At 58.5% G+C, this 24,238-nt stretch carries 26 protein-coding genes; 18 read left to right on the top strand and 8 right to left on the bottom strand.

All coding sequences use genetic code 11. The annotated features are described in order from the left end of the window. The coding region (locus tag ABSG47_RS16565; RefSeq protein WP_424170807.1) for an NINE protein at window positions 1-164 on the bottom strand (164 nt) is incomplete at its 3' end. A 123-nt stretch (window positions 165-287) separates the two neighbouring features. Between ABSG47_RS16565 and ABSG47_RS16560 the strand changes: the two genes are divergently transcribed. The 9 genes from ABSG47_RS16560 (at window position 288) to ABSG47_RS16520 (ending at window position 9,548) form a co-directional block, all read left to right on the top strand. After that, on the top strand, window positions 288-1,196 hold the full coding sequence (locus ABSG47_RS16560; protein WP_424170805.1) for an aldo/keto reductase: 909 nt from the start codon (window positions 288-290) through the stop codon (window positions 1,194-1,196). Window positions 1,197-1,453: 257 nt separating this feature from the next. Continuing rightward, a complete protein-coding gene (gene coxB / locus ABSG47_RS16555; RefSeq protein WP_424170804.1) occupies window positions 1,454-2,512 on the top strand; it encodes a cytochrome c oxidase subunit II in 1,059 nt (352 codons plus the stop codon). A gap of 13 nt (window positions 2,513-2,525) precedes the next feature. After that, window positions 2,526-4,205: a cytochrome c oxidase subunit I gene (gene ctaD, locus ABSG47_RS16550; RefSeq protein WP_424170803.1), complete on the top strand. Its 1,680-nt coding sequence runs from the start codon at window positions 2,526-2,528 to the stop codon at window positions 4,203-4,205. A gap of 39 nt (window positions 4,206-4,244) precedes the next feature. Further along, window positions 4,245-4,838, top strand: a complete 594-nt coding sequence (locus ABSG47_RS16545; RefSeq protein ID WP_424170802.1) for a cytochrome c oxidase subunit 3 — start codon at window positions 4,245-4,247, stop codon at window positions 4,836-4,838. Next, entirely contained in the window at window positions 4,835-5,728 is an 894-nt protein-coding gene (locus ABSG47_RS16540; protein WP_424170801.1) for a hypothetical protein, read from the top strand. The genes ABSG47_RS16545 and ABSG47_RS16540 overlap by 4 nt, the downstream gene beginning before the upstream one ends. After that, a complete protein-coding gene (locus ABSG47_RS16535) occupies window positions 5,725-6,528 on the top strand; it encodes a c-type cytochrome (RefSeq protein WP_424170800.1) in 804 nt (267 codons plus the stop codon). The genes ABSG47_RS16540 and ABSG47_RS16535 overlap by 4 nt, the downstream gene beginning before the upstream one ends. 9 nt (window positions 6,529-6,537) lie before the next feature. After that, complete coding sequence (locus tag ABSG47_RS16530) at window positions 6,538-7,194, top strand: QcrA and Rieske domain-containing protein (protein ID WP_424170799.1); 657 nt, start codon at window positions 6,538-6,540, stop codon at window positions 7,192-7,194. A 3-nt stretch (window positions 7,195-7,197) separates the two neighbouring features. Then, on the top strand, window positions 7,198-8,664 hold the full coding sequence (locus ABSG47_RS16525; protein WP_424170798.1) for a cytochrome b N-terminal domain-containing protein: 1,467 nt from the start codon (window positions 7,198-7,200) through the stop codon (window positions 8,662-8,664). Beyond that, on the top strand, window positions 8,661-9,548 hold the full coding sequence (locus ABSG47_RS16520) for a cytochrome c oxidase assembly protein (protein ID WP_424170797.1): 888 nt from the start codon (window positions 8,661-8,663) through the stop codon (window positions 9,546-9,548). Before ABSG47_RS16525 ends, ABSG47_RS16520 begins: the two co-directional genes overlap by 4 nt. A 24-nt stretch (window positions 9,549-9,572) precedes the next feature. Here ABSG47_RS16520 and ABSG47_RS16515 read toward each other — a convergent pair whose 3' ends face one another. Both ABSG47_RS16515 and ABSG47_RS16510 read right to left on the bottom strand, forming a co-directional pair. Then, window positions 9,573-9,791 carry a PIN domain-containing protein gene (locus ABSG47_RS16515; protein WP_424170796.1) on the bottom strand — a complete coding sequence of 73 codons (219 nt, stop codon included), beginning with the start codon at window positions 9,789-9,791 and terminating at the stop codon, window positions 9,573-9,575. A gap of 38 nt (window positions 9,792-9,829) precedes the next feature. Beyond that, complete coding sequence (locus tag ABSG47_RS16510; RefSeq protein ID WP_424170795.1) at window positions 9,830-11,188, bottom strand: dicarboxylate/amino acid:cation symporter; 1,359 nt, start codon at window positions 11,186-11,188, stop codon at window positions 9,830-9,832. 69 nt (window positions 11,189-11,257) lie between these two features. Between ABSG47_RS16510 and ABSG47_RS16505 the strand changes: the two genes are divergently transcribed. Continuing rightward, window positions 11,258-11,890 carry a hypothetical protein gene (locus tag ABSG47_RS16505; RefSeq protein ID WP_424170794.1) on the top strand — a complete coding sequence of 211 codons (633 nt, stop codon included), beginning with the start codon at window positions 11,258-11,260 and terminating at the stop codon, window positions 11,888-11,890. Between the two features lie 18 nt (window positions 11,891-11,908). On the opposite strand, the gene ABSG47_RS16500 is transcribed toward ABSG47_RS16505, so the two are convergent. Together ABSG47_RS16500 and ABSG47_RS16495 are read right to left on the bottom strand one after the other, a co-directional pair. After that, on the bottom strand, window positions 11,909-13,087 hold the full coding sequence (locus ABSG47_RS16500) for a threonine synthase (RefSeq protein WP_424170793.1): 1,179 nt from the start codon (window positions 13,085-13,087) through the stop codon (window positions 11,909-11,911). Window positions 13,088-13,581: 494 nt separating this feature from the next. Next, window positions 13,582-14,061 carry an Rrf2 family transcriptional regulator gene (locus tag ABSG47_RS16495; protein WP_424170792.1) on the bottom strand — a complete coding sequence of 160 codons (480 nt, stop codon included), beginning with the start codon at window positions 14,059-14,061 and terminating at the stop codon, window positions 13,582-13,584. A gap of 168 nt (window positions 14,062-14,229) precedes the next feature. Here ABSG47_RS16495 and ABSG47_RS16490 point away from each other — a divergent pair, with 168 nt between their 5' ends. From ABSG47_RS16490 to ABSG47_RS16480, 3 genes are all read left to right on the top strand, one after another. Beyond that, on the top strand, window positions 14,230-14,712 hold the full coding sequence (locus ABSG47_RS16490) for a nuclear transport factor 2 family protein (RefSeq protein ID WP_424170791.1): 483 nt from the start codon (window positions 14,230-14,232) through the stop codon (window positions 14,710-14,712). 515 nt (window positions 14,713-15,227) lie between these two features. After that, on the top strand, window positions 15,228-15,506 hold the full coding sequence (locus ABSG47_RS16485) for a hypothetical protein (protein ID WP_424170790.1): 279 nt from the start codon (window positions 15,228-15,230) through the stop codon (window positions 15,504-15,506). Window positions 15,507-15,665: 159 nt separating this feature from the next. After that, a complete protein-coding gene (locus ABSG47_RS16480; RefSeq protein ID WP_424170789.1) occupies window positions 15,666-15,902 on the top strand; it encodes a hypothetical protein in 237 nt (78 codons plus the stop codon). 209 nt (window positions 15,903-16,111) lie between these two features. On the opposite strand, the gene folP is transcribed toward ABSG47_RS16480, so the two are convergent. Continuing rightward, a complete protein-coding gene (gene folP / locus ABSG47_RS16475) occupies window positions 16,112-17,044 on the bottom strand; it encodes a dihydropteroate synthase (protein WP_424170788.1) in 933 nt (310 codons plus the stop codon). A gap of 221 nt (window positions 17,045-17,265) precedes the next feature. Between folP and dacB the strand changes: the two genes are divergently transcribed. Together dacB and purD are read left to right on the top strand one after the other, a co-directional pair. Next, on the top strand, window positions 17,266-18,759 hold the full coding sequence (dacB, locus tag ABSG47_RS16470) for a D-alanyl-D-alanine carboxypeptidase/D-alanyl-D-alanine endopeptidase (RefSeq protein WP_424170787.1): 1,494 nt from the start codon (window positions 17,266-17,268) through the stop codon (window positions 18,757-18,759). A 175-nt stretch (window positions 18,760-18,934) separates the two neighbouring features. After that, on the top strand, window positions 18,935-20,206 hold the full coding sequence (gene purD, locus ABSG47_RS16465; RefSeq protein ID WP_424170786.1) for a phosphoribosylamine--glycine ligase: 1,272 nt from the start codon (window positions 18,935-18,937) through the stop codon (window positions 20,204-20,206). An 88-nt stretch (window positions 20,207-20,294) separates the two neighbouring features. Here purD and ABSG47_RS16460 read toward each other — a convergent pair whose 3' ends face one another. Further along, on the bottom strand, window positions 20,295-20,570 hold the full coding sequence (locus tag ABSG47_RS16460) for a zinc-ribbon domain containing protein (protein ID WP_424170806.1): 276 nt from the start codon (window positions 20,568-20,570) through the stop codon (window positions 20,295-20,297). On the opposite strand from ABSG47_RS16460, the gene ABSG47_RS16455 reads away from it, so the two are divergent. Then, window positions 20,487-20,753: a hypothetical protein gene (locus ABSG47_RS16455; protein WP_424170808.1), complete on the top strand. Its 267-nt coding sequence runs from the start codon at window positions 20,487-20,489 to the stop codon at window positions 20,751-20,753. The two genes, ABSG47_RS16460 and ABSG47_RS16455, sit on opposite strands and share 84 nt — an antisense overlap. 362 nt (window positions 20,754-21,115) lie before the next feature. Here ABSG47_RS16455 and rpsU read toward each other — a convergent pair whose 3' ends face one another. Further along, on the bottom strand, window positions 21,116-21,313 hold the full coding sequence (rpsU, locus tag ABSG47_RS16450) for a 30S ribosomal protein S21 (protein WP_026448468.1): 198 nt from the start codon (window positions 21,311-21,313) through the stop codon (window positions 21,116-21,118). A gap of 268 nt (window positions 21,314-21,581) precedes the next feature. On the opposite strand from rpsU, the gene ABSG47_RS16445 reads away from it, so the two are divergent. Together ABSG47_RS16445 and ABSG47_RS16440 are read left to right on the top strand one after the other, a co-directional pair. Then, window positions 21,582-23,744, top strand: coding sequence for a CocE/NonD family hydrolase (locus ABSG47_RS16445; protein ID WP_424170785.1), 2,163 nt, complete (start codon window positions 21,582-21,584; stop codon window positions 23,742-23,744). Between the two features lie 48 nt (window positions 23,745-23,792). Further along, the gene (locus ABSG47_RS16440) at window positions 23,793-23,984 is read left to right on the top strand and encodes a DUF6364 family protein (RefSeq protein ID WP_424170784.1); all 192 of its coding nucleotides are present in this window, start codon (window positions 23,793-23,795) and stop codon (window positions 23,982-23,984) included. Window positions 23,985-24,238: the final 254 nt, after the last annotated feature.

Here is a 24,238-nt window from a genome sequence, read left to right as displayed (position 1 = left end):
ATGCCGAGCCCGATGCGGCCCAGATAGAAGTGATGCGCGCCGAAGCCTCCGAGAAAGAGCGCCAGCAAAACGCCTACCACCTCATCTCGCCGCGTGGCCTGGTACTGCTGATAAAAGACCGTTTCGAGATTGGCATACGGGGCGGAATAGGAAATTGTGCTCATGGGATGCTCCTGGCTGCGATTCCTTGCACTGCGATTCATAGCTACGAAAGATATTACGCGCGGCAGGGGCAAATGGTTCACGGGCTACAAGCAGCGTAGGGGCGCGGTAGCATCGTAGATGCTATGGCAGAGATTTCAGCAGAGGCAGAGAGCGGCGAGTTTCTCAGCGAATTTTGGATTGGGGGCGATCTGCCGGTGCGCCGGCTGGGCTATGGCACCATGCGGCTGGTGGGTGAAGGCGCGTGGGGCGAGCCGGAGGATGCAGCGGCGGCGAAGCAGGTGCTGCGGCGCGCCGTGAAGTTGGGCGTAAACCTGATTGATACGGCAGACGCCTACGGGCCGGAGATTGCCGAGCGGTTGATTGCGGAGGCGCTGCACCCTTATCCGGCAGGGCTGGTGATTGCGACCAAGGGCGGCATTACGCGGCAGGGGCCGGCGAAGACCGAATATGTGGGCCGGGCTGGTTACCTGATTCAATGCGTGGAGATGAGCCTGCGGCGGTTGAAGCTGGAGCGGATTGAGCTTTATCAACTGCACAGGATTGACCCGCGGACGCCGCTGGAAGAGAGCTTGGGCGCGCTGAAGCGGATGCAGGAGCAGGGGAAGATTCGCCACATCGGCTTGAGCGAGGTGACACCGGAGCAGATTGAAGAAGCGCAGAAGATTGTGCCGATTGTGACGGTACAGAATCGCTACTCGATTGCCGACCGGCGGCATGAAGAGACGCTGAAGTGGTGCGAGGGACGCGGGATTGGATTTTTGCCGTGGTATCCGATGGCGGGCGGCAAGCTGCTGAAAGCTGACCATCCCGCTGCAAGCGTGACCGCGCAAATGGCCGAGCGGCATGGGCTGAGCGTGGCGCAGATTGCGCTGGCGTGGCTGTTGCATCGCTCGGCGGTGATGCTGCCGATTCCGGGGACGAGCAAGGTGGCTCATCTTGAAGAGAATGTGAAAGCTGGTGGGACGCGTATCACTGGCCGGGAATGGCTGGCGCTGGAAAATGCTATTACTGGAACTAGCAGGAGTATTTAGTCTTTACGCGCTAATCATCAACATCAGGGGCTAAAGCCCTCGATGTATTTGATTCCTGATCGGCATGACTGAAGTCATGCCCTGTTACAAACCTATTTCGACCGAGGCGCTGCAAAGATAATTAGGCCTTTACGCGCCAGGATGTCCGGGTTAGGATTCTGGTACTGAGCCGGATGCGATGCAGAGCGGCGGCACGCATCAAATTTGTTCATCTCTTGAACTTAAACGTTCCTTGAATCATGGATAGTGAACTCCGAGTGAAATCGAGTGTTTTCATCCGACGATTGAAGTTGGCCGCCACGGCGCTGGTTCTATGGCCGGTGACGGCTGCGGCTTCGCCTTCCACTTCCATTTTCTCCACGCTATCGACTCCGGCGCGCGAGGTGAATGGGCTCGCGTTTTTTGTCCTGGGAATTACCGCGGCAATCTTTGTGGCTGTGAGCGCGCTGCTGATCTATGCGCTGATCAAGTTTCGGGCGCGGCCCGAGGATACGGCGGAGCCTGCGCAGGTCTTTGGCTCGATGCAGATTGAGATCTCGTGGACGATTATTCCGATTCTGATTGTGACGGTGCTGTTTCTGGGCACGGCGCGGGTGCTTTTCAGCGTGCAGGATGCGCCGAAGCCTGCGAGTGCGCTGGATGTAACGGCGGTTGGGCACCAGTTCTGGTGGGAGTACCACTATCCGCAATACAACATCACGGCGGCCAATGAGCTGCATATCCCGGTGGGCCAGGGAGCGACGGGGCGCGTGACCTATCTCAAGCTGACGAGCGCGGACGTGATTCATAGCTTCTGGATTCCGCAACTGGGCGGCAAGACGGACATGCTGCCGAACCGCGTGAACGAGATGTGGATCGATCCGGCGAAACCGGGGCTGTACCTGGGGCAGTGCGGACAGTTCTGCGGAACGCAGCATGCCAAGATGCTGCTGCGGGTGAGCGTGGATACGCCTGAGCAGTTTGCGGCGTGGGTTGCGGGACAGCAGAAATCGGTGGCTCCGCTGGCGGTGAGTGCTGCGACGAGCACGAATGATGCTGTGGATGCGCCGACGGGGCAGAAGGTCTTTGAGCAGCAGGCGTGCATTAACTGCCACACCGTTTCAGGCACGGTGGCGAATGGACGCTTTGGGCCGGATTTGACGCACCTGATGAGCCGGGCGACGCTGGCGGCGGGCGCGATGAACAATACGCCGGAGAATCTGAAGGGATGGATTACGAATCCGGATGATTACAAGACCGGATCACTGATGCCGGCGATGCACCTGACCGGCAAGCAGTACGCGCAAATTACAGCATACCTGCAGACACTGAAGTGAAAGGCTGGCAACGATGGCTGAAACGACGATCCCGATACCGAGCGGAGCTGTAACGAGCGAGCGCGGCACGTATCTGGAGACGATCCATAGCTGGATTGTGACGGTGGATCACAAGAAGCTGGGGATCATGTACATCGTCTATGCGCTCTTGTTTCTGGTGGTGGCGGGCGTGGAGGCGCTGCTGATGCGCATCCAGCTTTCGGCGCCGAATCTGCATTTTCTTTCTCCGCAGACCTTCAACCGGATGTTCACCATGCATGGCACCACGATGGTGTTTCTCGTGGGCATGATGATTTTGTTCGGCTTTGGAAATTATCTGATACCGCTGATGATTGGCGCGCGCGATATGGCGTTTCCGCGGCTGAATGCTTTCAGCTTCTGGCTGAGCGCTTTTGCGGGACTGCTTTTGTATTTCAGCTTCATTGGCGGGTCGGGTTTGCCGGGAACGGGCACCGCGCCGGATGTGGGCTGGTTTGCGTACGCGCCGTTGACGGAGCGGGCATTCTCTCCGGGACATACCATCGACTACTGGACGGTCGCGATTCTGGCCAACGGCATCGGAAGCATTGGAACTTCGATCAACATCATTGCCACGGTCTTCTGCATGCGGTGCAAGGGCATGACGCTGATGCGGCTTCCGCTGCTGGCATGGATCTATGCAACCATGTCGTTCCTGACGCTGTTGGCCATCAGCCCGTTGACCGCGGCACAGGCGATGCTGATGATGGATCGCTACCTTGGCGCACACTTCTTTGATACGCAGGCAGGAGGCTCTGCGATACTGTGGGCTCATTTCTTCTGGATCTTCGGGCATCCCGAGGTATACGTGCTGGTGCTGCCGGCATTTGGTTTTGCAAATGAGATTATTCCGGTCTTTTCGCGCAAAGCGATTTTTGGCTATCCGGCAATGGTGTCGGCTTCGGTGGGCATAGCCTTCATCAGCCTGAGTGTGTGGGCGCACCACATGTTTACCATCGGCATGACGTCGTACGGCAATGCATTTTTCACGCTTTCCACCATGCTGGTGAGCGTGCCGACGGGCATCAAGATCTTCAACTGGCTGGCTACGCTGTGGGGCGGCAGAATTCGCTTCCAGACGCCGATGCTCTTTGCTATCGGATTTCTCTTTCAGTTTTTGATCGCCGGGCTGACGGGCATCATGCTGAGCGTCTCCGCATGGGACTGGCAACTGCACAACACCTACTTCGTCGTTGCGCACTTCCATTACGTGCTGGTGGGCGCCATTATCTTCATGATCTTCTCCGCGCTTTATTACTGGTATCCGAAGATGACGGGGCGGATGCTGGATGAGCGGATGGGCAAGTGGCACTTCTGGCTGATGGTGATCGGTTTCCACATGACCTTCGACCTGATGCACATTCCGGGGCTGCTGGGAATGCCGCGCTGGATTTACACATACGGAGCAGATCGCGGATGGGGCACTTTGAACATGCTGGTTTCGATTGGCGGATTTGTTCAGGGAATTGCGATTCTGATCTTTGTGTTCAACATGGTGTGGTCGTACTTCAAGGGGCCGCATGCGGGGCCGGATCCATGGGACGCGTGGACGCTGGAGTGGTCGACAGCCTCACCGCCGCCCTCTTACAACTTTTCCGCAGAGCCGGTGGTGGCAAGCCGCAGGCCGTTGTGGGATTTGAAGCATCCGGAAGATCCGGATTCGGCGTTTGATTAGCTAAGGGCGAGTGACGAAGGACGAGGGACGAAGAACTAGATGGGCAGCGCGGCGATACAACACGGGCAGGCGACGCAGGAGTGGCAGCCCTCGAAGGGCACGATCGGCATGACCTGCCTGATCCTTGCCGAGAGCGCGATCTTCACGATCTTTGTGGTGGCGTACCTCTTCTACATTGGCCGTGACACGAGTGGTCCGACGCCGAAACAGGTTCTTGAGATTCCGTGGTTCTACTCGGTCTGCCTGCTTTCAAGCAGCTTGTTCATTGTGCTGGCCGAGCATGCCATTGAGCACGGAAAGATGGTGGCCTTTCGCATCTGGTGGCTGGTAACGATGACGCTGGGCGCAATCTTTCTGTACGGCACCGCTGCCGAGTGGCGCAAGCTGATCGTGGAAGACCATCTTACGATCAGCACGAATTTATTTGGAACAACATATTACGCGCTGGTTGGCCTGCATGCCTCGCACGTTATTGCCGGATTGCTGATGATGACGGTGACCGCTGTCTTTTCGCTGACCGGAGCGCTCAAGCCGGCACATGCCCGTCGTGTAAAAACGCTGGCGCTGTACTGGCATTTTGTCGATGCTGTGTGGATCGTGGTTTTCACCGTGGTGTATTGGATAGGCCGATGACTCAGATTCCTCATTCCGATCCGGGCGCGGGCGCGACGCCGGGTGTTGTTCATCTGCCCGCGCCGACGGCGTTTCCGTTTCTGATGGCGCTGGGGCTGATATTGGTTTTTGCATCGCTGGTGATGAGTCCGTGGATTGGCGTGCTGGGCGGAGCGATTGCAATCGCGGCCATCGTGGGATGGTTTCGCAACGTGCTGCCGCGAGAGGCGCATGAGGATGTGCCTGTAGCAATTGAGATCATGCACTATGTGCCGATGCACGACAAGGTGTCGCGCATTGAAGTGAGTGAGCGGCATCGCGCGCAGCTACCGCTCGAAACATTTCCGATTTCAAGCGGAATTTATGGCGGCATTGCCGGCGGAATTGCAATGGTGATTCCGGCGGAGATTTACGGAATCCTGCGCTTCCATAGCGTCTGGTATATCGTGAACCTGCTGGGTGGCGCAGGCGTAGGCGACTGGGTTAATCCAACCGTAGCCGAGATGAGCCAGTTCCGGCTGAGCGCCTTTGTAACAGCGAACATTATTCAGGGTGCAACGACCCTGCTAGTGGGCGTTCTGTACGGCGCCTTGCTGCCTGTGTGGCCAAAGAGGCCGATTCTGCTGGGCGGAATTATTGCGCCTGTGCTGTGGACAGGGCTTCTGCATAGCGTTCTGGGGTTGGTAAATCCGTTTTTGCAGCACCGCATCGATTGGCCCTCATTCGCGGTATCGCAGGTGGTCTTTGGTCTGGTGGCGGGTTACGTGGTGACGCGACTGGGTAAGCTGAAGCGGCTGGCGCAGCTTCCGCTGGCGGTACGGCTGGGTGTGGAGACGCCGGGCCTGATGCATGAGCATGGCGAGCACCATTCTGGACATGAGTCTGGGCAAAAGGGAGACGGCAAGGAATGAAGACCTGCTCCGAATTTCGCTCCAGGCTGCCAATTATTCCCTCCGCCCGGCTTGCGTTCTGCGCGGCCTTGCTGCTCAGCGCGGTGTCGCCATTCGCAGGCTGCCGGTTGCCGGGAAAGCCCGGCGAAGGGCCGGAGGTTCCGCGGCCGGAGCAGATCACAAATTTTGACACGCTGTATGGATCGAACTGCGCCGGATGCCATGGGGTCAACGGGCAGAATGGCAGTGCGATGAACCTGGCCAATCCTGTGTATCAGGGGATTGTGGATGATGCGACGCTGCGCGATGTGATTGCGGGCGGTGAAGCAGGAACGCTAATGCCGGCCTTTGGCGCGAAACAAGGCGGCACGCTGACGGACGCACAGATTGACGCGATTGTGACAGGCATGCGCGCGCGGTGGAACAAAGGCAATGTGCTTGCGGGACAGAATGCGCCCGCGTACAAGGCGGCGTACGCGGGCGATGCGGCGAAGGGTGAACAGGCGTACCAGACGACCTGCGCGCAATGCCATGAGGCTGCGCCGCAGAAGCCCGCGCAGGGCGGGTCGATTCGCGATGGGTCATTCCTCGCGCTTGTGAACGAGCAGACGATTCGCACAACGATGATTGCAGGACGGCCTGACCTGGGCATGCCGGACTGGCGCAGGCTGGTGAAAGGCCGCGCACTGACTGATGACGAAATTACGGATGTGACGGCGTGGCTGATGGCGCAGAAGCCCGCAACACCCGGCCAGCCCTATCCGGGTAGCGGGCAAATGGGGCCGGCGCGGACGCCAATGCCGAACCCCGTGAAACAGTGAGGGAAACAGATGGATGAGCATCCTGTAGCGGGTGCTGCGGAAGATTTATCGCGGCGCACATTTTTGATGAAGGTTGGCATTGCGCTGAATGCCGTGGTGGCGCTGGCCATTGCCACGCCCGTGGTGGCCTACATTCTGGGGCCGGTGATTAAGCGCAAAGAGTACCTGCAATGGATTCCGCTGGGCGGCGTGGACGATTTTGCCGCGGGTCAGACAAGTCTCGTGTCATTCCAGAATCCGTTTTCTAACGCGTGGGATGGCGCGACGGCGCAGGTGCCCGCGTACGTGCGGCGCACAGGAACCAGATCCGGCGCAAGCGACTTCACGGTCTTTGCCATTAACTGCGCACACCTGGGCTGCCCGGTGCGGTGGTTCAAGGAGTCGCAGCTTTTTATGTGCCCGTGCCACGGCGGCGTGTATTACGCCGATGGAAGCCGCGCATCCGGGCCGCCGGAGCGGGGATTGTTCACCTACGAGGTGAAGCTGGACAACGGCAAGCTGATGATTGACGCGGGGCAGATTCCCACACTCAGCAATCGCGCATCCGCTGATGGACCGTGCTCGGGTGGAAACTGGCCGAAAGAGCCTGCCGAGAAGGCACTGGCAAATATCGTCAAGACGATTGAGCCCTATAAGCCCAATCCGTACGAGTCGCCGAGAGGGTAAAGCATGGCCTGGTACAAACAAGTCTACGATTGGCTCGACCATCGGCTGAAGCTCGAAGCGCCGATCAAGGCCGAAATCATGCATCCGGTTCCGCGCAAGACGGCGAGCTGGTGGTATGTCTTCGGCTCGGCCAGCTTTGTTCTGCTCATGCTGCAGATTGTGACTGGCATTCTGCTGGGCCTGGTGTATGCGCCCTCGGCTGCGCATGCGTGGGACTCACTGCAGGTGCTGAATCACGATCTGCCGCTGGGCTGGTTTCTGCGCGCCATGCACGGCTGGGGCTCGAACTTTATGGTCGCCGTGGTGCTGATCCACATGGCGCAGGTGTTTCTGTTCGGCGCGCACAAGTATCCGCGCGAGCTGACCTGGGTGCTGGGCGTTTTCATGCTGCTCATGACGCTGGGTATGGCGTTTACCGGGCAGGTTCTCCGCTTCGATCAGGATGCGTATTGGGGACTGGGAATTGGCGCGTCCATCATGGGACGCGTGCCATTCATTGGCGGGTCGCTGGTGCATCTGATGCTGGGCGGGCCGATGATTAACGGTTCCACTCTGACCCGCTTCTTTGCTCTGCATGTGTTTGTGATTCCCGGCACGCTGCTGGCATTCACGGCGCTGCATGTGTGGATGGTGCTGAAGCTGGGCATCAATGAGTGGCCGACGCCGGGGCGCATCGTGCGTCGCGAAACATATATCGCTGAATACACCGAGCTGACACATAAAGATGGATTGCCATTTGTTCCAGGCGCAGTCTGGAAAGACCTGGTATTTTCAGCAGCCATTCTCTTTGCGGTGGCAGTATGCGCGGCTGTCTTTGGGCCATACGGTCCGACGGGCGCACCCGATCCGACGATCATTGCCACCGTGCCAAAACCGGATTTCTTCTTCCTCTGGCTTTACACTGTGCTTTCGTTTTTGCCGCCGGAGCTTGAAACGCCGTTTCTGCTGATTGTGCCGCCGATTGGAGTGGCGATTCTCGTGGCTCTTCCATTTGTGGCGGGCGTAGGCGAGAAGAGCTGGTGGCGCAGGCCGGTGGCAGTCTTCAGCGTAATGTTCATCGCCATCTGCTTCGGAGTATTCACGCATCTGGGCACGTACACGCCGTGGAGCCCGATCATGAATGCGTGGAGCGGCGCGCCCATTCCGGTTGAGCTGTTGCACAACCGCACTCCGCTGGAGCGGCAGGGCGCAAACGTTCTTCAGCAGAAGCAGTGCCGCAACTGCCATCAGCTTGGCGGACTGGGCGGTGAGCGCGGACCGGCTCTGGATGCTGTGGCCACGCGGCTGACGCAGGATCAACTGATCCGGCAGGTGCTGCAGGGCGGCGGTAACATGCCAGCATACGGAGGAGCGCTCTCTCCCGCGGAGACAACGGCGCTGGTGGCTTACCTGAAGACGCTGCGGCCTCATTATCAGCCGCCGGCTGTGGATGCTTCGCGACAAATGGTGGCGGCGATGAACAAGCCATGACGATGGCTGTATGGCTGGACGCAGACGAGGCCATACACTCGATCGGCGATGCACTGGTACATGGCTGGTCGTTTCCTCTGCTTCCTTTCTCCGGGCTTGCACTTACGCTCATTGTGTATCTGCGGGGATGGTGGACGCTGCGGAAGCGCCGGGCGCAAGAGCTGCCTGTGTGGCGAGCGGCGGCGTTTACGTCCGGCATAGGCGCGCTGTGGATGGCGCTGGCCTCACCGATTGAGGCGCTGGACGATGCGCTGCTCTCAGCGCACATGCTGCAGCACTTCATTCTCATGTCCGTTGCGCCGCCGCTGATGATTCTTGGCGCGCCGGTGGTTCCCATGCTGCGAGGATTGCCGCGCGTGTTTGTTCGCGGGGTGGTGGGCCCGCTGCTGCGTGCGCGATGGCTGCATGCGGTGGCGCGAGGTGTTCTGCATCCGGCGGTGGTGTGGCTGGCGATGAATGCCGCGTATTTAGGCTGGCACATTCCCGCTGCTTTTGAGACGGCGGTACGCAATGAGCGAATTCATGAGATTGAGCACTTATGCTTTTTTGCTACGTCTCTGGCGTTCTGGTGGGTTGTATTGGCTCCGTGGCCGGCCAGGTCACGCTGGCCGCGGTGGGCGGCGATTCCGTATCTGTTAAGCGCGGATATTTTGAACACGGTGCTATCAGCGGCGCTGGTCTTTGCGGGACGGGTTCTGTATCCGAGCTACGCTGAGGCTGAGCGCATAACACGGATGACGCCTCTGCAGGATCAGGCCGCGGCAGGCGCGGGAATGTGGGTGGTCAATTCCGTGGTCTTTCTTGTGCCGGCCATGATCATGACGGCGCAGTTGCTGCAGCCGAAGCGGGCGATGCGTGTTGCTATCCCACCCATGGCGCGATAAAGCTGTCAAGTTCCATAACATGCTTTACGGGTTGCGTGGTGTTCGGTAAATTCCGCGCGTCAACTCAACAACGCTGACTGTCGAGATAGCCACGTCGATCTCGCCATGCGAGGAGCGAATACGACGGAGAATATCTTCGACGCCTTCCCTCCGTCGCTCGCTTTCAATCAGAATACTGGTATCGAGAATCAGGCCCGCGATGTCGCGGATTGCCTCAGCCTCGGAGATGCGGGTCATAGCCATACCGATGCTGATACCTCGATTCCGCTTTGGCCTTGTAGCTATAAAACCGTTCCCTGTTCGCTGAACCCTGTTCCCTCGCTTCTTGCAACGACCGCACTCGCCAAACAATTCCCCAAAACATTCAGCATCGTGCGCCCCATATCAATCACGGTATCCACGCCCAGAATCAGCAGAATCGGCCCACTCGGCAGCCCGATACTTGCCGCCGTCGCCAGCAGCACCACCAAGACAGCCCTCGGCACCCCAGCCACGCCCTTACTTGCCACCATCAACACCAGCAGCATTTCAATCTGCCGCCCCACGCTCAAATGAATCCCCGCCGCCTGCGCCACAAACACCGCCGCCATCGATAAATACAGCGATGAGCCCGTCAGATTAAAGCTGTACCCCGTGGGAATCACGAACGACACAATCCATCGCGGAACCCCGAACTCTTCCATCCGCTCCATCGCCAGCGGCAGCGCGGCCTCGCTCGTCGTCGTCGCAAACCCAATCGCCGCAGGCTCACCCGCCGCCTGCAAGAACCTCCGCACCGGAATCTTGAAAATCCAAAGCGTAGGCAGCATCACCAGCAGCAGAAACACCGCCAGCCCCGCATAAAACGTCCCTACCAGCTTGGCCAGCGGCAGCAGCATGCCCACGCCCATCTTGCCCACCGTGTACGCAATCGCCGCGCCAGCCGCCAGCGGAGCCAGGTACATAATCATCTTCGTCAGCCGGAACATCACCGCCGCAAGCCCTTCAAGCACACCCATCAGCGGCGCGCGCTTTTCCGGACTCACCAGCGCCAGCGCCACGCCAAAGAGCAGCGCAAAGACCGCCACTTGCAAAATCTGATCCTGCGCCACAGCCTGCGCAATGTTCTCCGGAAAGATATGCAGCACAAACTCCTGCCAGCCCTGCGGCGCAGCCTGAACAGCCACGCCCGCTTCCGCTGGCACAGCCAATCCCCAACCAGCCCCACTCAGATTCATCGCCACCGCGCCAATCAGCAGCCCCAGCGTGGTCACCACTTCGAAGTAGATCAGCGCCTTTACCGCCACGCGCCCTACGGACTTCAGATCGCTATGCCCCGCAATCCCCGTCGTCATCGTGGCCAAGAGCAGCGGCGCGACAATCATCTTCACCAGCCGCAGAAACAGATCCCCCGGCAGCCGCACCTGCGCCGCAACCGCAGGCGCGTCCACTCCCAGCTCCACACCTGCCACCATCGCCAGAAACGTCCACGCCATGAGCGAAGGCCGCCGCACTGTGAAGATGAGCAACGATGCCTCTCCGAACCACCGGAGAGCAACTCCGGTGCTGTGCATACCCCTCAGCTCGCAAACAATCCCCGCTGCAAGAAACGCCAAGCCGCCCACCAGCGCCACCCGGTCCCGGTAATCAATCGTCGCCATCCGTCCATCTTACTGAGCAAGGTTCGTCTCTTCGGGAACATTCTCTCCAGCCCAAACGTAACGATAAGTATGAAGACCCTCCGGATCGCCGCCGGCCTCGCTATCTTCGGCTGTAACTGGGCCGCCTTTTCTCAGTCGAATGTCCAGTGCGGCCAAATGCTGAATGGTCAACTCCAGTCAGGCGCGGTACTCACAATCGACTCAAGGCCTGCGGGCGTCGAGATAGTCGGTACAGATCAGGAGGGGATTCGCGTCTCGTGCAAGTCCGACAATACCGACAGCGCCGCTCACACCCGTCTTCACTTGTCTGGAACTTCCACTCAATCCAAACTCACAATCGACGGGGAACATCTCAACCACAACAACCTCCAGATCCACATCGAGGTGCCTCGCAAGATCAATCTGCGCGCCCGGATGCCGGCCGGGCAAGTAACGGTAAACGATATCGTGGGAGATAAAGACATCGAGATCTACGCCGGGCAGATCACCATTAATTCGGCTCACAAGTGGGACTACAAAGATGTAGATGTATCTGTCAGCATCGGCCAGGTAAACGCACAGGTCTACGGCGAGGATCACGGCGGATTTTTTGGCAGCGTCCGAAAGCGAAATGCAGACGGCGAGTACCGCCTGCACGCGCACGTAACCACAGGGCAAATCGATCTCCTCGGCAAGAGCCCACATGCACCGGGGCCACAATAGCACTTGTTCCAATAGCGATCAGTCCCTCAGTCCCTGCTCTTTCCCAATCACATCCGTATACTTCAACCCCGTCCCCGTATTCAACAACACCACCCGATCCGTCTTCGCCAGAAACCTTTCCCGCACGAGCCGGTCATAAGCATGCATCATGCTTGCACCCTCCGGGCACAGCATCATTCCTTCTTCACGCGCCCACTCACCCAGACTCGCAAAAATCTCCGCATCGCTCACCGCCACAGCCGTTCCGCCGCTCTCGCGAAGTATCTTCAGCATGACCGCATCGCCATACGGCTTCGGCACGCGCAGCCCCGCAGCCAGCGTCTCGGCACCCTGCCACATCTGGCTTACATTCGCGCCTTCTTCAAACGCCTTCACCATCGGCGCGCAACCGGCAGCCTGCACCGCAATCATCTTGGGCCGTTTGCTTCCTGGCGCAACCCAGCCCAGCCGCTCCATCTCTTCAAAAGCCTTCCAGATCCCAATCAGGCCCACGCCTCCGCCCGTGGGATAAAACACCGCATCGGGATACTCCCACCCAAGCTGCTCCACCAGCTCATATCCCATCGTCTTCTTGCCCTCCACGCGAAAAGGCTCCTTCATCGTCGAAACCTCAAACCATCCCTCAGCATCTTTCCGCTCCGCCACCATGCGCCCGCAGTCGGAGATCAACCCATCCACCAGCGTCACATGCGCGCCATACGCCACCGTCTCCACATAATTCGCAAACGGCACATCCTTCGGCATAAAGATGTGCGCCTCCATCCCCGCCCGCGCCGCATAAGCAGCCAGCGCGCTCCCCGCATTCCCGGCAGAAGGCGCAGCCAGCTTCTTGAGGCCATAGTGGCGAGCCATCGTCACCGCCATCGCCATTCCGCGAGCCTTGAATGTCCCCGTCGGATTCGCGCCTTCGTCCTTCACCAGCACATTGGGATAGCGCCTGCTCGCCACCATCGGCGTCCAGCCCTCGCCCAGCGTCACCGGCTCAGCATCCGGCAGAGCCACATTCGCATAGCGCCACATCCCCACCGCACGCGAATCAATCGCCTCACGCGGCGTCGGCTGCAGGTCATACCGCACAAACAGCGACCCCGCCGGTAAATTCCCCTGTTCCACACACACCGGGCAAACTGTCTGCGGCTTGTCCGCGCTCACATGCGCCCCACAGCGCACGCATTCCAAATAAGCAATCTTCGCCATGCCTCCATCTTATTTGCCCATGCCCTCAGTCTCCCCAACGGGTGTCATCCTGAGCGAAGCTTGTCACGCATCGCGTGACCGGCTAGTCGAAGGACCTGCGGTTGTTCTTGCTTTTGCTTTTCGTCAGTTCCACCACAACCCGCGGGTGCCCCATCCTAAACGCGTCTTTTGCGTTTAGGGTGGGATAGCACTCCCCTCAATCCACCACCCACGCTGTCATCCTGAACATAGCCGTACTTCAGGCGGACTGAAGGACCTGCGGTTGTTCTTGCCTTTGCTTTTCGTGAGCTCCACCACAACCAGTGATTGCCTTGAGTAGTATCGAACCTTCTTCGCTGATCAGAAATTCGATGAGTTTCTAGTTGTGCGCGGAAACGTTAGGGCTAAATTGGTAAACAAAAATGCGTTTACCGATACCAATCTGCCAACAGATCTCAACCCAACCTGTGACATCATTCCTCTTGTTGCCATGCCACTGCAACTTGCAGTGTGTCCTACCTTTGGTTTTGTGCTGATGGCCGAACTTTGCTGGAAGGTCTCTTCGCACTGTCGCGACGCTCCAGTTCAGTAAAGGCTTGCAGCAGGGTGCGTTGTCCGAGCATGGTGAGAATCGACTCCTGTGCGTCGTCAATCAACTCTTCGAAGTAGCCCTGCACATTGGAACTTACCAGGCAGCGATGCGGAATTCCCGTTCGAGGCGCCCAGATTTTGGTGTCGGCTACAACAGCGCGGTAGATGTCTCGCAAGGTAATTTCACCTGCTGGCCGCGCCAGACGAACGCCGCCGGCTTTGCCCATCTGGGAGCGCAATAGCTCGTTCTGCACGAGCGGCACAAGCAGCTTGCGCACGAAACTCGGATTGGCTCCGAGGCTCTCTGCGAGTTGAGAAGAGCTGAGATGGGAAACGGTCTGCTGCTCTGCCAGAGCGAGGCTGAGCATGATCTGAAGCGCTGTTGGAAAGCGAATATCGATCATGGTTGGGGACCCCTCTTTTCCGTCCAAACTATCTGTACCTATGATTATTGCATAATCCTGGTTTATATGCTTCAATCATAGATACATATTCGCGTGGGGCAGGTTCCCACTGTCGATGCCATGCCTACAAGGAAGAGCGAATCACCCAAGAGAAGAGGAGAAACAAAAATGAGTGAAGAACGAGCAGTACAGCAGGTGCTTGCGATGTATGTACGAGGAACGGATGCGAGAGACGGAGCCGCAGTGGCAGCCGTATTCACAGAGGACGCTCGCGTTGAGATCTCCTATAACAACTCGGGCAAATCAGAGCCTCTTGGCGAGTTGGCGGGGCGTGATGCGATTGCTGCTGCCGTGTCGCAGTTGATGAAACCGCACCCTGCCCGGGGCTGGAGCCACCATACAACGCATGATCACATCATTGACGTACACGGCGACAACGCGACGCTCGACGCTCAGTTTGTGGTCTTCGAGGTGCGCGGTAAGGAACGGCCAGCTACGGGATGGCCTGAGGGTGCGTCGGGAGCTCAGGGCACTGTTCAACCTATCGAGGCGGGCTACTACCGGCCGATCCTGCGGCGGGTCGACGGCGTCTGGAAGATCGCTACGCTGCGCATCGTTCATAATCTTCCATTTGCATTCCCCGGACAATAAGGAGCTATCCGTGAAGACAATTATTTGTCGGCGGTATGGAGAATCTGAAGTTCTTGAATTGGCGAAGGTTCCCGATCGCAAGAAGTCGTCTTATCTTCAGTAATGCCCCGAACCATCGAAGTATGGCACGCCATTTCGTAACAATATCGAACCTTCTTTTTGCCTTTTCCCTGGTCCCTTTTTTCCTCTTTCCCTTGGTCCCTGTTTTCTTGTCAAGAGGCAAATCTGAAAATAATTTATAACTCATTGATTCTAAAGAGCAAAAAACTTTGTCCAGTTTGCACATAATTAAATGCCAATTTTGTATCCTAGAAATAAGCCAAAAATTAATGACCCTGGGCGCCTCTTCGTGGGGAACGGAGACGCGCGTCCGGGGTTTTCTGTTTTTTGGCTCCGCCGCGGCCACCCGATGCCCGCAACCACGGTTCACCGGGCTTGCACGGCGGACAAATTCTAGTTCCGGCGCCTTAGGCCACCACTGGACTTCGCGCCGGAACGAAAAGAGGAATCCTCGCATGGCAAATATCTTCGTCAGCATTGAAAAAGGCATCGAAATCGGGGCGGAAGACGCTCTCAAGTGGCTCACCGGAGCCAGCAAAGCGCTCTCCATCACTCCCACCGTCGTTGCCGCTCTCGGCACTCTCTTCGGCCAGCTCGAAACGCCGATCGCCGGCCTGGCCGCTGTAGCCGTGAACCCGCTCAACATCTCGCTCGACGTCCAGACCGTCAACAATCTCAAAGCCGTCTGGCCCGACATCCAGCAGTTCCTGACCTCCATCGGCGTGAAGCTGTAAAAAGCAGGGACAAGGGATCAGGGAACACGGAACAGAAGGCAACTGCAAATGCAATTGCCGCAGTTTCGTTGTGTTCAAGCGAGTGCATCCTGATGGAACTGCCCCTGTTTTTTGATCCCCGATCCCTGTTCCCTATTTCCTGTCTTGAAGGAGCATTCCATGAATCCACTCATCGCCAACATCTGGAACCACCCGCGCACCTCCGCCGCCGGCCTGCTCATCGCCGTTATCAGCATTGGAGGCGTCCTCTCCCAGCAGGGCGTAACGCTCGGCCATGCCGGAACCGGCACTGTCGTCACCCTTGCCACGGCTATCGCCTCGGCGCTCCTCGGCCTGCTGGCACGCGACCCAGGCCAGTCGTCTGCGCATCCCATCGCAACAACTCAGCCGCAATGAAGATGGGGAGGGCTCCCTCCCCATCTTCATTGCACTCAAAAGAGGGATGTTCCTATGTACATAAAATTCTTCCTGGGGATTTATCTGAGCGCAATCTGGTTTTCGATGCAACCACTCAATACCTTTCAGGCCGAGATGAACCTGATCGATGGGATCACCGGCCGTGTCAGGGAATCGCAGCGCGGCAATTTGCGCGAAATCCCAAATTTTTATGAACGGTTCGTCTCTTCGCTTTGCGCCATGAGGATGGCATCGGCGATAAGCGCGGCTTCTACGGCGGGGCGGACGGCGTGAGTGCGGAGAATGGATGCGCCGTGAAGGATGGCGGCGGTGTGGGCTGCGATGGTTGCGGTTTCGCGTTGGGAGGGTGAGGCGGACTGGCCGTTGTGCAGCGGTGCAAGCGTGTGGCCGAGGAAAGATTTGCGCGAGAGGCCGGCGAGGATGGGTCGATTCAGTTCGAGCAGGCGGGATTGGCGGGCGAGGAGAGCGTAGTTCTCGTTGAAGCGCTTGCCGAAACCATAGCCGGGGTCGAGGACCACTGCGTGGGGCGGGATCTTGGAGTTGATTGCGAGTTCAAACGAGGCGGCAAGGCCGTTGCGGACGAGGGTGATGAGTTGGTCCGCGGGAAGTTGCGGCTGGGTGCGCCATTGGTCGGGCAGGCTGCGGGTGTGCATGAGGATTACGCCGCATTGGGCTTCAGCGCAGATTGCGGGCATTGCCGGATTCGCGTTTGGGTCCCAGGTGAAGCCGCTTACGTCGTTGATGATTTCGGCACCGGCCAGGAGCGCGGCGCGGGCGGTGGAGGCTTTGTAGGTGTCAATGCTCAGGATGGCGTCGGGGCGGGCTTTGAGGATGCCTTCGAGGACGGGAAGCAGACGGGATTGTTCTTCGTCAGGGCTTAGGGCGGTGTTTGTGCCCGCTTGCGATCCGGGGCGAGTGCTTTCGGCCCCCAGATCGAGAATGTCCGCGCCTTCTTCGATGAGTTGGAGCGCGTGGGCGATGGCGTTTTCAGGGTTGAGGAAGAGATTGCCGTCAGAGAAGGAGTCCGGGGTGATGTTGACCACGCCGCAGATAAGGGTGCGGGTGCCGAGTTCGATGCGGCGGGTGCGGAGATGCCATTCGGTGATGGGGCGAGATTGCATGATGATTACGATTTTACGAATGTGTGCACAAGGTGGACGAAGAATAAAAGCAGCAAGTTAGCGCGCTACACGCGTGGCAAGTTAGCAGGTTAGCGGAAAGGCAAAACCTGGGCTGTTACACTCCGGCCATGTATTGGATACGTCTTTCGCTTCCCTGCTTGTTCGCATTTGTTGTTTGCCTTCCTTCGGTTTCTGCGCAGAGTGGGAGTGATGCTGCGCTGGTGCAGCGGGTTGAGGCGATTCTGGCGGAGCCGGCGTTGGGTCATGCGACGTTTGGGATCAGTGTGACGACGCTGGATGGAAAGCTGCTGTATGGGCACAACGACGGGCGGTTGTTTGTGCCGGCTTCAAACACCAAGCTGACAACTACGGCTGCGGTATCGGCGCTGCTGCCGGTGAATACACTGACGTGGACGACGCAGGTGGTGGCGGCGGGGCCGGTGGATGCGGATGGCGTGCTGCATGGGGACCTGGTGATTCTGGGTGCGGGCGATCCGACGTTCAGTGCGCGGAAGTATCCGTATGAGCAGCCGCCGGCGACTCCACCACCGGCGAATGCTGTGCCTGTGGCGAAGCCTGATCCGCTGGGGCCGCTGAATGATTTGGCGGCACAGGTGGCTAAGGCAGGGGTGAAGTCGATTGCGGGAAGAGTGATTGGGGACGAGAGCTTCTTTCCGATGGACAGGTGGGGGACGGGATGGAGCTGGGAGGACCTGGCGTGGAGCGATGGCGCGGCTGCGAGTGCGTTGAGCTTTAACGAGAACTCGATTGAGCTGGCGCTGATGCCGGATGCTGGGAAGGTTACCGCGACTTGGAATCCGGCGGTGAACTACTACACGGTGGCGAATACGATGACGCTGGCTGCGGCGGGGATCGACGCGCATGTGGGTGTGGATCTGCAGCCGGGCAGCAATGTGGTTCGCACGTTTGGAACGCTAGGGACTGGGGGATGGCATGGAAGTGTGGCGGTTGATAATCCGGGGCTGATGACGGCGCAGGCGTTTGTTCTCGCGCTGCAAGCGACGGGGGTTTCGGTTGCGAATGGCGCAACGACAACGCAGAGAGAGTTGCTGGATACGGAGAGCTTTGGCAAGGAGCGGGCGGAGGTTTTGGCGCTGGCTCCGCGGACAGACCTGACGACGATTGCGATGCCGACGGAAGGGCGACAGGTGCTGGCGACGCGGGTGAGCGTGCCGATACAGCAGGACATTGTGATGACGAACAAGCTGAGCGAGAACCTGCATGCGGAGCTGATGCTGCGCATGCTGGGAAGGCTCTTTGGAACCGATGGGAGCATTGCGCAGGGGGCTCGGGTGGTGAGGCAGTTTTTGATAAGCGCGGGCGTGGAGGATGGGGATTTTTATCTGTATGACGGCAGCGGGATGAGCAAAGACGACAGGATTGCTCCGCGGGCGCTGACGACGCTGCTGGCGTATGCGGCGAAGCAGCCGTGGGGTGCGGGGTGGCGCGCTTCCCTGCCCGTGAGCGGTGTGGATGGGACGATTCATGGGCGGTTTCAGAAATCGCCGGTGAAGGGGCGTGTGCAGGCGAAGACGGGTACGCTGAATGGGACGAATGCGCTGTCAGGGTATCTGCAGGCGGATTCAGGGAAGACGCTGGTGTTTTCGATCCTGGTGAATGGGCACAGGCCGGGAAGCAATGATGAGATGCATGCGATGGACCGGATTGTGGAGGCGATTGCGGCGGCGGAATGAGCGCAGGGAATTGGGGCCAGGGATATAGTGCAACAGCAAAGGCAGGTCCTTCACTCCGCCTGAAACAGGGCTATGGTCAGCATGACACCGCTAAATTTTGTGGGACAGCGATGCGTGTTTGACTTGGAGTTGCCAGATTGCCGACCATAGTTTTTTGCGAAGGGGAAATTGAGAGATGAAAGTATTGATCCTTGGCGCGGGTGGGCGCGAGCATGCGCTGGCCTGGGCTGTACGGAAGTCGGAGCGCGTGACGGAGGTGGTCTGTGCGCCGGGCAATGGCGGCATGGCGCAGATTGCGCGCTGCTTGCCCGTGAATGGGAATGACCTGGGGGCGATGACGGCGCTTGTCGATGCTGAGCAGCCGGAGCTGACGATTGTTGGGCCGGAGGTGCCGCTTTCGCTGGGGATTGTGGATGTGTTGACAGCGAAGGGCTTCCGCACGTTTGGGCCGACGAAGGGTGCGGCGATGCTGGAGGCGAGCAAGGGCTTTGCGAAGCGCTTTTTGCAGCGGCACCAGATTCCCACGGCGTGCTATGCGCTATGCGCGAATGTGGAAGAGGCGCGCGCAGAGGTGGAGAATTTCCACGCGCCGATGGTGGTGAAGGCCGATGGGCTGGCCGCGGGCAAGGGAGTACTGATCTGCCAGTCGCGGGAAGAGGCGCTGCATGCCGTGGAGGGATTGTTTTCCGGCGAGTTGCTGGGCGAGCCCGCGGCGCAGGTGGTGATTGAAGAATTTTTGGAGGGCGAAGAGATCAGCTTCCTGTGCTTGAGCGATGGCAAGCATGTGATACCGCTGGCGCCGGCGCAGGATCACAAGCGGATTGGCGAGGGAGATACAGGTCCGAACACGGGCGGTATGGGGGTTTACTCGACGGACGCGCTGCTGGATGCGCCGATGACGGAGTGGATTCTGCGGCATATTGCGGAGCCTGCGGTGCGCGGCATGGCGGATGAGGATACGCCGTTCAAGGGCGTGCTCTATTGCGGGCTGATGATGACGGCGCGGGGTCCGCAGGTGCTGGAGTTCAATGTGCGCTTCGGCGACCCGGAGACGCAGGCGATTCTGCTGCGGCTGGAGTCGGACCTGGTGGAGGCGATGGAGGCGTGCATCGACGGGCGGCTGTGCGATGCGGCGCTGCGCTGGACGCCGGGCGCTTCAGCCTGCGTGATTGCGAGCTCCGCGGGCTATCCGGGCAAGTATGAGACGGGCTTTCCGATTACTGGCCTCGATACTGCGAGGCGTGTGCCGGGTGTGGAGGTCTTTCACTCAGGCACCGCCGTAAAAGACGGGCAGATTGTGACCAGCGGGGGGCGCGTGCTGGCTGTATCGGCCACGGGCGAGACGCTGGAACAGGCGCTGGAGCGGGCCTACGATGCGATGGGCGAGGTGCGCTTCCAGGGGATGTACTTCCGGCGCGATATTGGACATCGGGCGCTAAAGAAATAGCGATGCGTGGATAGTGCGTGGGTGCGCCATCCTTTCTCGCATGGCGCGAGAAAGGATGGCACCCATGCCGTTTGAAGCGAGCGACGCGTCACGCGCGCACGGTTTGAAAACACGATCGGCAAAGCACAGGCCGGCCCTGGGTGGGCCGGAAAGGCACCGTTGTCTCCGTGCCGCATTGCGAGCAACTGGTTCGCGTTTCTGACCGAACGCGACCGCTCCCATTGCTACGCTTGGATTTGCATGGCTTACAACACTTGGGGTCGTTCTGGAACTGTTTGTCGTGAAAGAAGATCTGTTCGCCTGCGGTAAAGACGAATTCTTCTTCGCAATCTACACACTTGAGCACTCGATCCGTATATTCCATGGCCGACTCTTCCGTATGCAGGGAAATCGCGATGAAATCGGCCATCTGCACGCGCAGGCCGGCTCCACTTCCGTCTCCCTGTCTTGTTTACGTCTGGACTGCAACGGGCATTCCGAGAGCAAGCGGGCACCTGAGACGCGGCGCAGTGCAGACGCTTCCGCAGGGCTCCGCATGAGCGAGTAGAAATCGCCTGCATGGAATGCCACGGATCGCGCCGACACGGCTTTCACCGCTTCAGGCGACAGCTTCTCCAGAGATGCAAAGGGGCCCGGCCGCAAAAGAGGAGAGCGGCACTAGAAGGTCTTCCATACAGAAGACCGGAAATCAGCGGATAAAAACTCGCCGTCGGAGGAGAGTAATACAGGTGTTGCGAAACTACATTTCTGCCGCGAATTTCAGACTTGTAGCAGCTGTACGGCAGTGAAAACTTAAAACACAAACAAGCAGGTTGCAATGTAACCGATACGGAAAGATGATGCGGTGTTTCTGTGCTGCCGGAATAGGCCTGGACGCGATTCCGAGTTATTCCGGCAGCGATGAATACGTTAGTCCTGCTCTTTACGCGCCTTTTTGCGATTACGCTTGCGGGCCAGTGCGGCCTTGACACGCTTCTTCTCGCCCGGCTTCAGGTAGTAGGAGTGACGCTTGACTTCCTTGATGATGTCTTCCTGCTGTACCTTACGCTTGAAACGGCGCAGCGCGTTTTCTAACGGCTCGCCTTCTTGCACACGAACTTCTGCCAATGGATTCACACCTCCAAACCTGCCATGGGGCAATCTTTATAATACTGGATTTTTTGCGATTATGGCGAAACCTTTCCGGAGCGCGGCGAGGGTGAATCCGCGCCCAGGCGAGGGTAACCTAAAGCTTTTGATGGGGTTGGAATAGGGGTTGCGCAGGGCCACGAAGTGGACAGGCGAAGAAAATGTACAATCGAGCCAGTTTTTCCTCCAGTTTTTTCTCCCCCGGAAAGAAGCCTGCGTGAATTCCGCAATAGAGAGGTCCGTCTGGATGCGTACAAGCGCCGCATTTGCCATTGTCTTTGTTGTTGTTTCTGGAGCCGTACTGCCGGTGCGCCGCGGAGCGCGGCTGATTGCGCAACAGGAACCTGTGCCCGCGGCGGCGGTGGCGGGCGAGTACAGGAACACGGAGGACCCGGACAGCTTTCTGACCTTTTATGTGCAGGATGGAAAGCTGCGAGTGGAGTCTGACAGGCGCGTACCGGCGATACTGAAAGCCGTTTCGCCGACGGAGTTCAATTATGTGCCGGAGAAGACGAAGTTTCGTTTTGCAGGCGATGCGAAAGGCGAGACGGTGACGGTGAGCAATGCGGAGCCGGGCTTTTCGCAGACCCTCAGCAGAATCGGCGAGCCGGTGCGGCATGTATTTCACGATTACCAGCGCACGGAGGCAATGATTCCCGCCCGCGACGGGGTGAAACTGCACGTGGTGATTCTGAAGCCGGCGGACATTACGACGCCGCTGCCGTTTCTGATTCAGCGCACGCCGTATGGTTGCGACGAGACGAGCCGGGCTTCGTTTTCCGGCGGAAGGCCGGAGCTGGCGCGCGAGGGCTACATCTATGTCTGCGGCGATATTCGCGGGCGGTACAAGAGCGAGGGCGAGTTTGTGATGAGCCGGCCCATGGTTGCCGACCACAAGGACTCGAAGAGTATCGACGAAAGCACAGATACGTATGACTCGGTGGAGTGGCTGCTGAAGAATGTGCCGGGCAACAACGGGCGCGCGGGATTTGTGGGCACGAGCTATCCCGGATTTCTGGCGATGGCGGCGGGGATTGATCCGCATCCGGCGGTGAAGGCGATTTCTCCGCAGGCTCCGATGATTGACGTGTGGAGGGGCGATGACTTCTTTCACAATGGCGCCTTTCGGCAAACGTATGGATACGACTATGCTTATGGGCTGGAAAACAGCAAGGAAGAGACCGACGTCAGCTATGGCAAGGACGCGAATGGAAAGCCAAAGGACGGCTTTGATTATTTTCTGGAGCGGGGCAGCTTTCAGGAGGATGTGAAGCGGTCCGGCGCGCCACTACTGCCGACGTGGAAGCTGTTTCTGGAGCATCCGGCGTATGACTCGGTGTGGTCTTCGCGCGGAGTGGAGTACTGGCTGACGAAGGTGACGGTGCCGACGCTGAGTGTGGGCGGGTACTACGACCAGGAAGATATGTGGGGTCCGCAGGAGGAGTACGCGAGTCTGGAACCGCACGATGACAAACATGAGAATTTTCTGGTGCTGGGGCCGTGGCGGCATGGATCGTGGAGTGCGACAACGCGGCATCTGGGCAATGTGGAGTACGGCGAGCCGATTGGGCAGGAGTTTAGGCGCGAGATCGAGGCGAAGTTCTTTGCGCATTACCTGAAGGATGCTTCAGGTTTCGATTTGGAGGATACGGCGAGCTTCCAGACTGGATCGAACAAATGGAAGCGGTATGCGCATTTTCCTCCCGAGGAGGCGCAGACAACAGCGCTGCATCTGCGGGGCGATGGCAAATTGAGCTGGGGCGATGTGAAAACAGAAACGAAGACGAGTTATGTGAGCGATCCGGCGAACCCTGTTCCATATCGTCACAGGCCAATCCAGCCGACATACGGCGAGGGATCGGAGTGGTACAACTGGATGACCGAAGACCAGCGCTTTGTGACCGACCGCAAGGATGTGGCCGTGTGGAAGCTGCCTGTGCTGAAGAAGGACATGGTGGTGACGGGCGAGGTATTGGCGGACATTTTTGCTTCGACAACGGGGACGGATGGGGATTTCGTGGTGAAACTGATTGACCAGTATCCCGATGACGACGCGGACGCGAAGATGCGCGGCTACCAACTGATGACCAATATGGAAATCTTCCGCGGGCGGTATCTCGATGGGTTCGACAAGCCGCGGGCGATCAAGGCGGGCGCGGTGCGGGAGTACAAATTTTCACTCCATGACGTGGACCACGTCTTCAAGGCGGGGCACACGGTGGTGGTGGTGGTTCAGAACACGTGGTTTCCGCTGTACGACCGCAATCCGCAGACCTTTGTGCCGAATATCATGACGGCAAAGCCGGGAGACTATAAACAGGCGACGATTACGGTGTATTCGGATACCGAGCACGACTCGAATCTGCAGATTCCGCTGATGAATCAGTGCGATGTGATTGAGTGCTTTTGAGTGGCAGTGGTTTCTACTGTATAAACGAGCATTGCCGATAGATGTGCTATGGCCAAGACGAGACTGACTGTCAGATTGGATGAAGAACTCATCAGGCGAACTCGCATTTATGCGGAGTCTCGCGGGATGACGTTGAATGATTTCCTTCGCGAATATCTGCGCAAAATTGCGGAAGGTGAAATAGAGCCGGAGAGCAAGGAAAGGCTGAAGAGCAAGGCGACAGTACACCTCAGGGGCTAAGGTCCGGAACCTTCTCTTGGACTGGTTGCGGCACGACTAAAGTCGCGCCCTGTTACGAAACTCACAGAGTTCGCTATGTGAGGCACTCAATACAGATGGATAACAGGTACATCGAGGAAGCTCTGAAAGAGCTAGGGAGACTCTGCACAAGTTCTGCGTCCACAGCCTGATTGCTTAATCACATAGTTATGAGGAGTGCGCGATGAGGCAGCGGAGTCTTGCGAGTCAGAGTATGTTCGAGAAGTACGGTCGGA

This window comes from Occallatibacter sp. (genome assembly GCF_049510455.1).
Classification (GTDB): domain Bacteria; phylum Acidobacteriota; class Terriglobia; order Terriglobales; family Acidobacteriaceae; genus Telmatobacter.
This window is presented reverse-complemented; position numbering and strand designations above follow the sequence as displayed.

Coding starts and splice junctions, on each gene's coding strand:
- ABSG47_RS16560 (WP_424170805.1), top strand. CDS start 288: ATGGCAGAGATTTCAGCAGAGGCAGAGAGCGGCGAGTTTCTCAGCGAA.
- ctaD (WP_424170803.1), top strand. CDS start 2,526: ATGGCTGAAACGACGATCCCGATACCGAGCGGAGCTGTAACGAGCGAG.
- ABSG47_RS16545 (WP_424170802.1), top strand. CDS start 4,245: ATGGGCAGCGCGGCGATACAACACGGGCAGGCGACGCAGGAGTGGCAG.
- ABSG47_RS16540 (WP_424170801.1), top strand. CDS start 4,835: ATGACTCAGATTCCTCATTCCGATCCGGGCGCGGGCGCGACGCCGGGT.
- ABSG47_RS16535 (WP_424170800.1), top strand. CDS start 5,725: ATGAAGACCTGCTCCGAATTTCGCTCCAGGCTGCCAATTATTCCCTCC.
- ABSG47_RS16530 (WP_424170799.1), top strand. CDS start 6,538: ATGGATGAGCATCCTGTAGCGGGTGCTGCGGAAGATTTATCGCGGCGC.
- ABSG47_RS16525 (WP_424170798.1), top strand. CDS start 7,198: ATGGCCTGGTACAAACAAGTCTACGATTGGCTCGACCATCGGCTGAAG.
- ABSG47_RS16520 (WP_424170797.1), top strand. CDS start 8,661: ATGACGATGGCTGTATGGCTGGACGCAGACGAGGCCATACACTCGATC.
- ABSG47_RS16515 (WP_424170796.1), bottom strand. CDS start 9,791: ATGGCTATGACCCGCATCTCCGAGGCTGAGGCAATCCGCGACATCGCG.
- ABSG47_RS16510 (WP_424170795.1), bottom strand. CDS start 11,188: ATGGCGACGATTGATTACCGGGACCGGGTGGCGCTGGTGGGCGGCTTG.
- ABSG47_RS16505 (WP_424170794.1), top strand. CDS start 11,258: ATGAAGACCCTCCGGATCGCCGCCGGCCTCGCTATCTTCGGCTGTAAC.
- ABSG47_RS16500 (WP_424170793.1), bottom strand. CDS start 13,087: ATGGCGAAGATTGCTTATTTGGAATGCGTGCGCTGTGGGGCGCATGTG.
- ABSG47_RS16495 (WP_424170792.1), bottom strand. CDS start 14,061: ATGATCGATATTCGCTTTCCAACAGCGCTTCAGATCATGCTCAGCCTC.
- ABSG47_RS16490 (WP_424170791.1), top strand. CDS start 14,230: ATGAGTGAAGAACGAGCAGTACAGCAGGTGCTTGCGATGTATGTACGA.
- ABSG47_RS16485 (WP_424170790.1), top strand. CDS start 15,228: ATGGCAAATATCTTCGTCAGCATTGAAAAAGGCATCGAAATCGGGGCG.
- ABSG47_RS16480 (WP_424170789.1), top strand. CDS start 15,666: ATGAATCCACTCATCGCCAACATCTGGAACCACCCGCGCACCTCCGCC.
- folP (WP_424170788.1), bottom strand. CDS start 17,044: ATGCAATCTCGCCCCATCACCGAATGGCATCTCCGCACCCGCCGCATC.
- purD (WP_424170786.1), top strand. CDS start 18,935: ATGAAAGTATTGATCCTTGGCGCGGGTGGGCGCGAGCATGCGCTGGCC.
- ABSG47_RS16460 (WP_424170806.1), bottom strand. CDS start 20,570: ATGGAATATACGGATCGAGTGCTCAAGTGTGTAGATTGCGAAGAAGAA.
- ABSG47_RS16445 (WP_424170785.1), top strand. CDS start 21,582: ATGCGTACAAGCGCCGCATTTGCCATTGTCTTTGTTGTTGTTTCTGGA.
- ABSG47_RS16440 (WP_424170784.1), top strand. CDS start 23,793: ATGGCCAAGACGAGACTGACTGTCAGATTGGATGAAGAACTCATCAGG.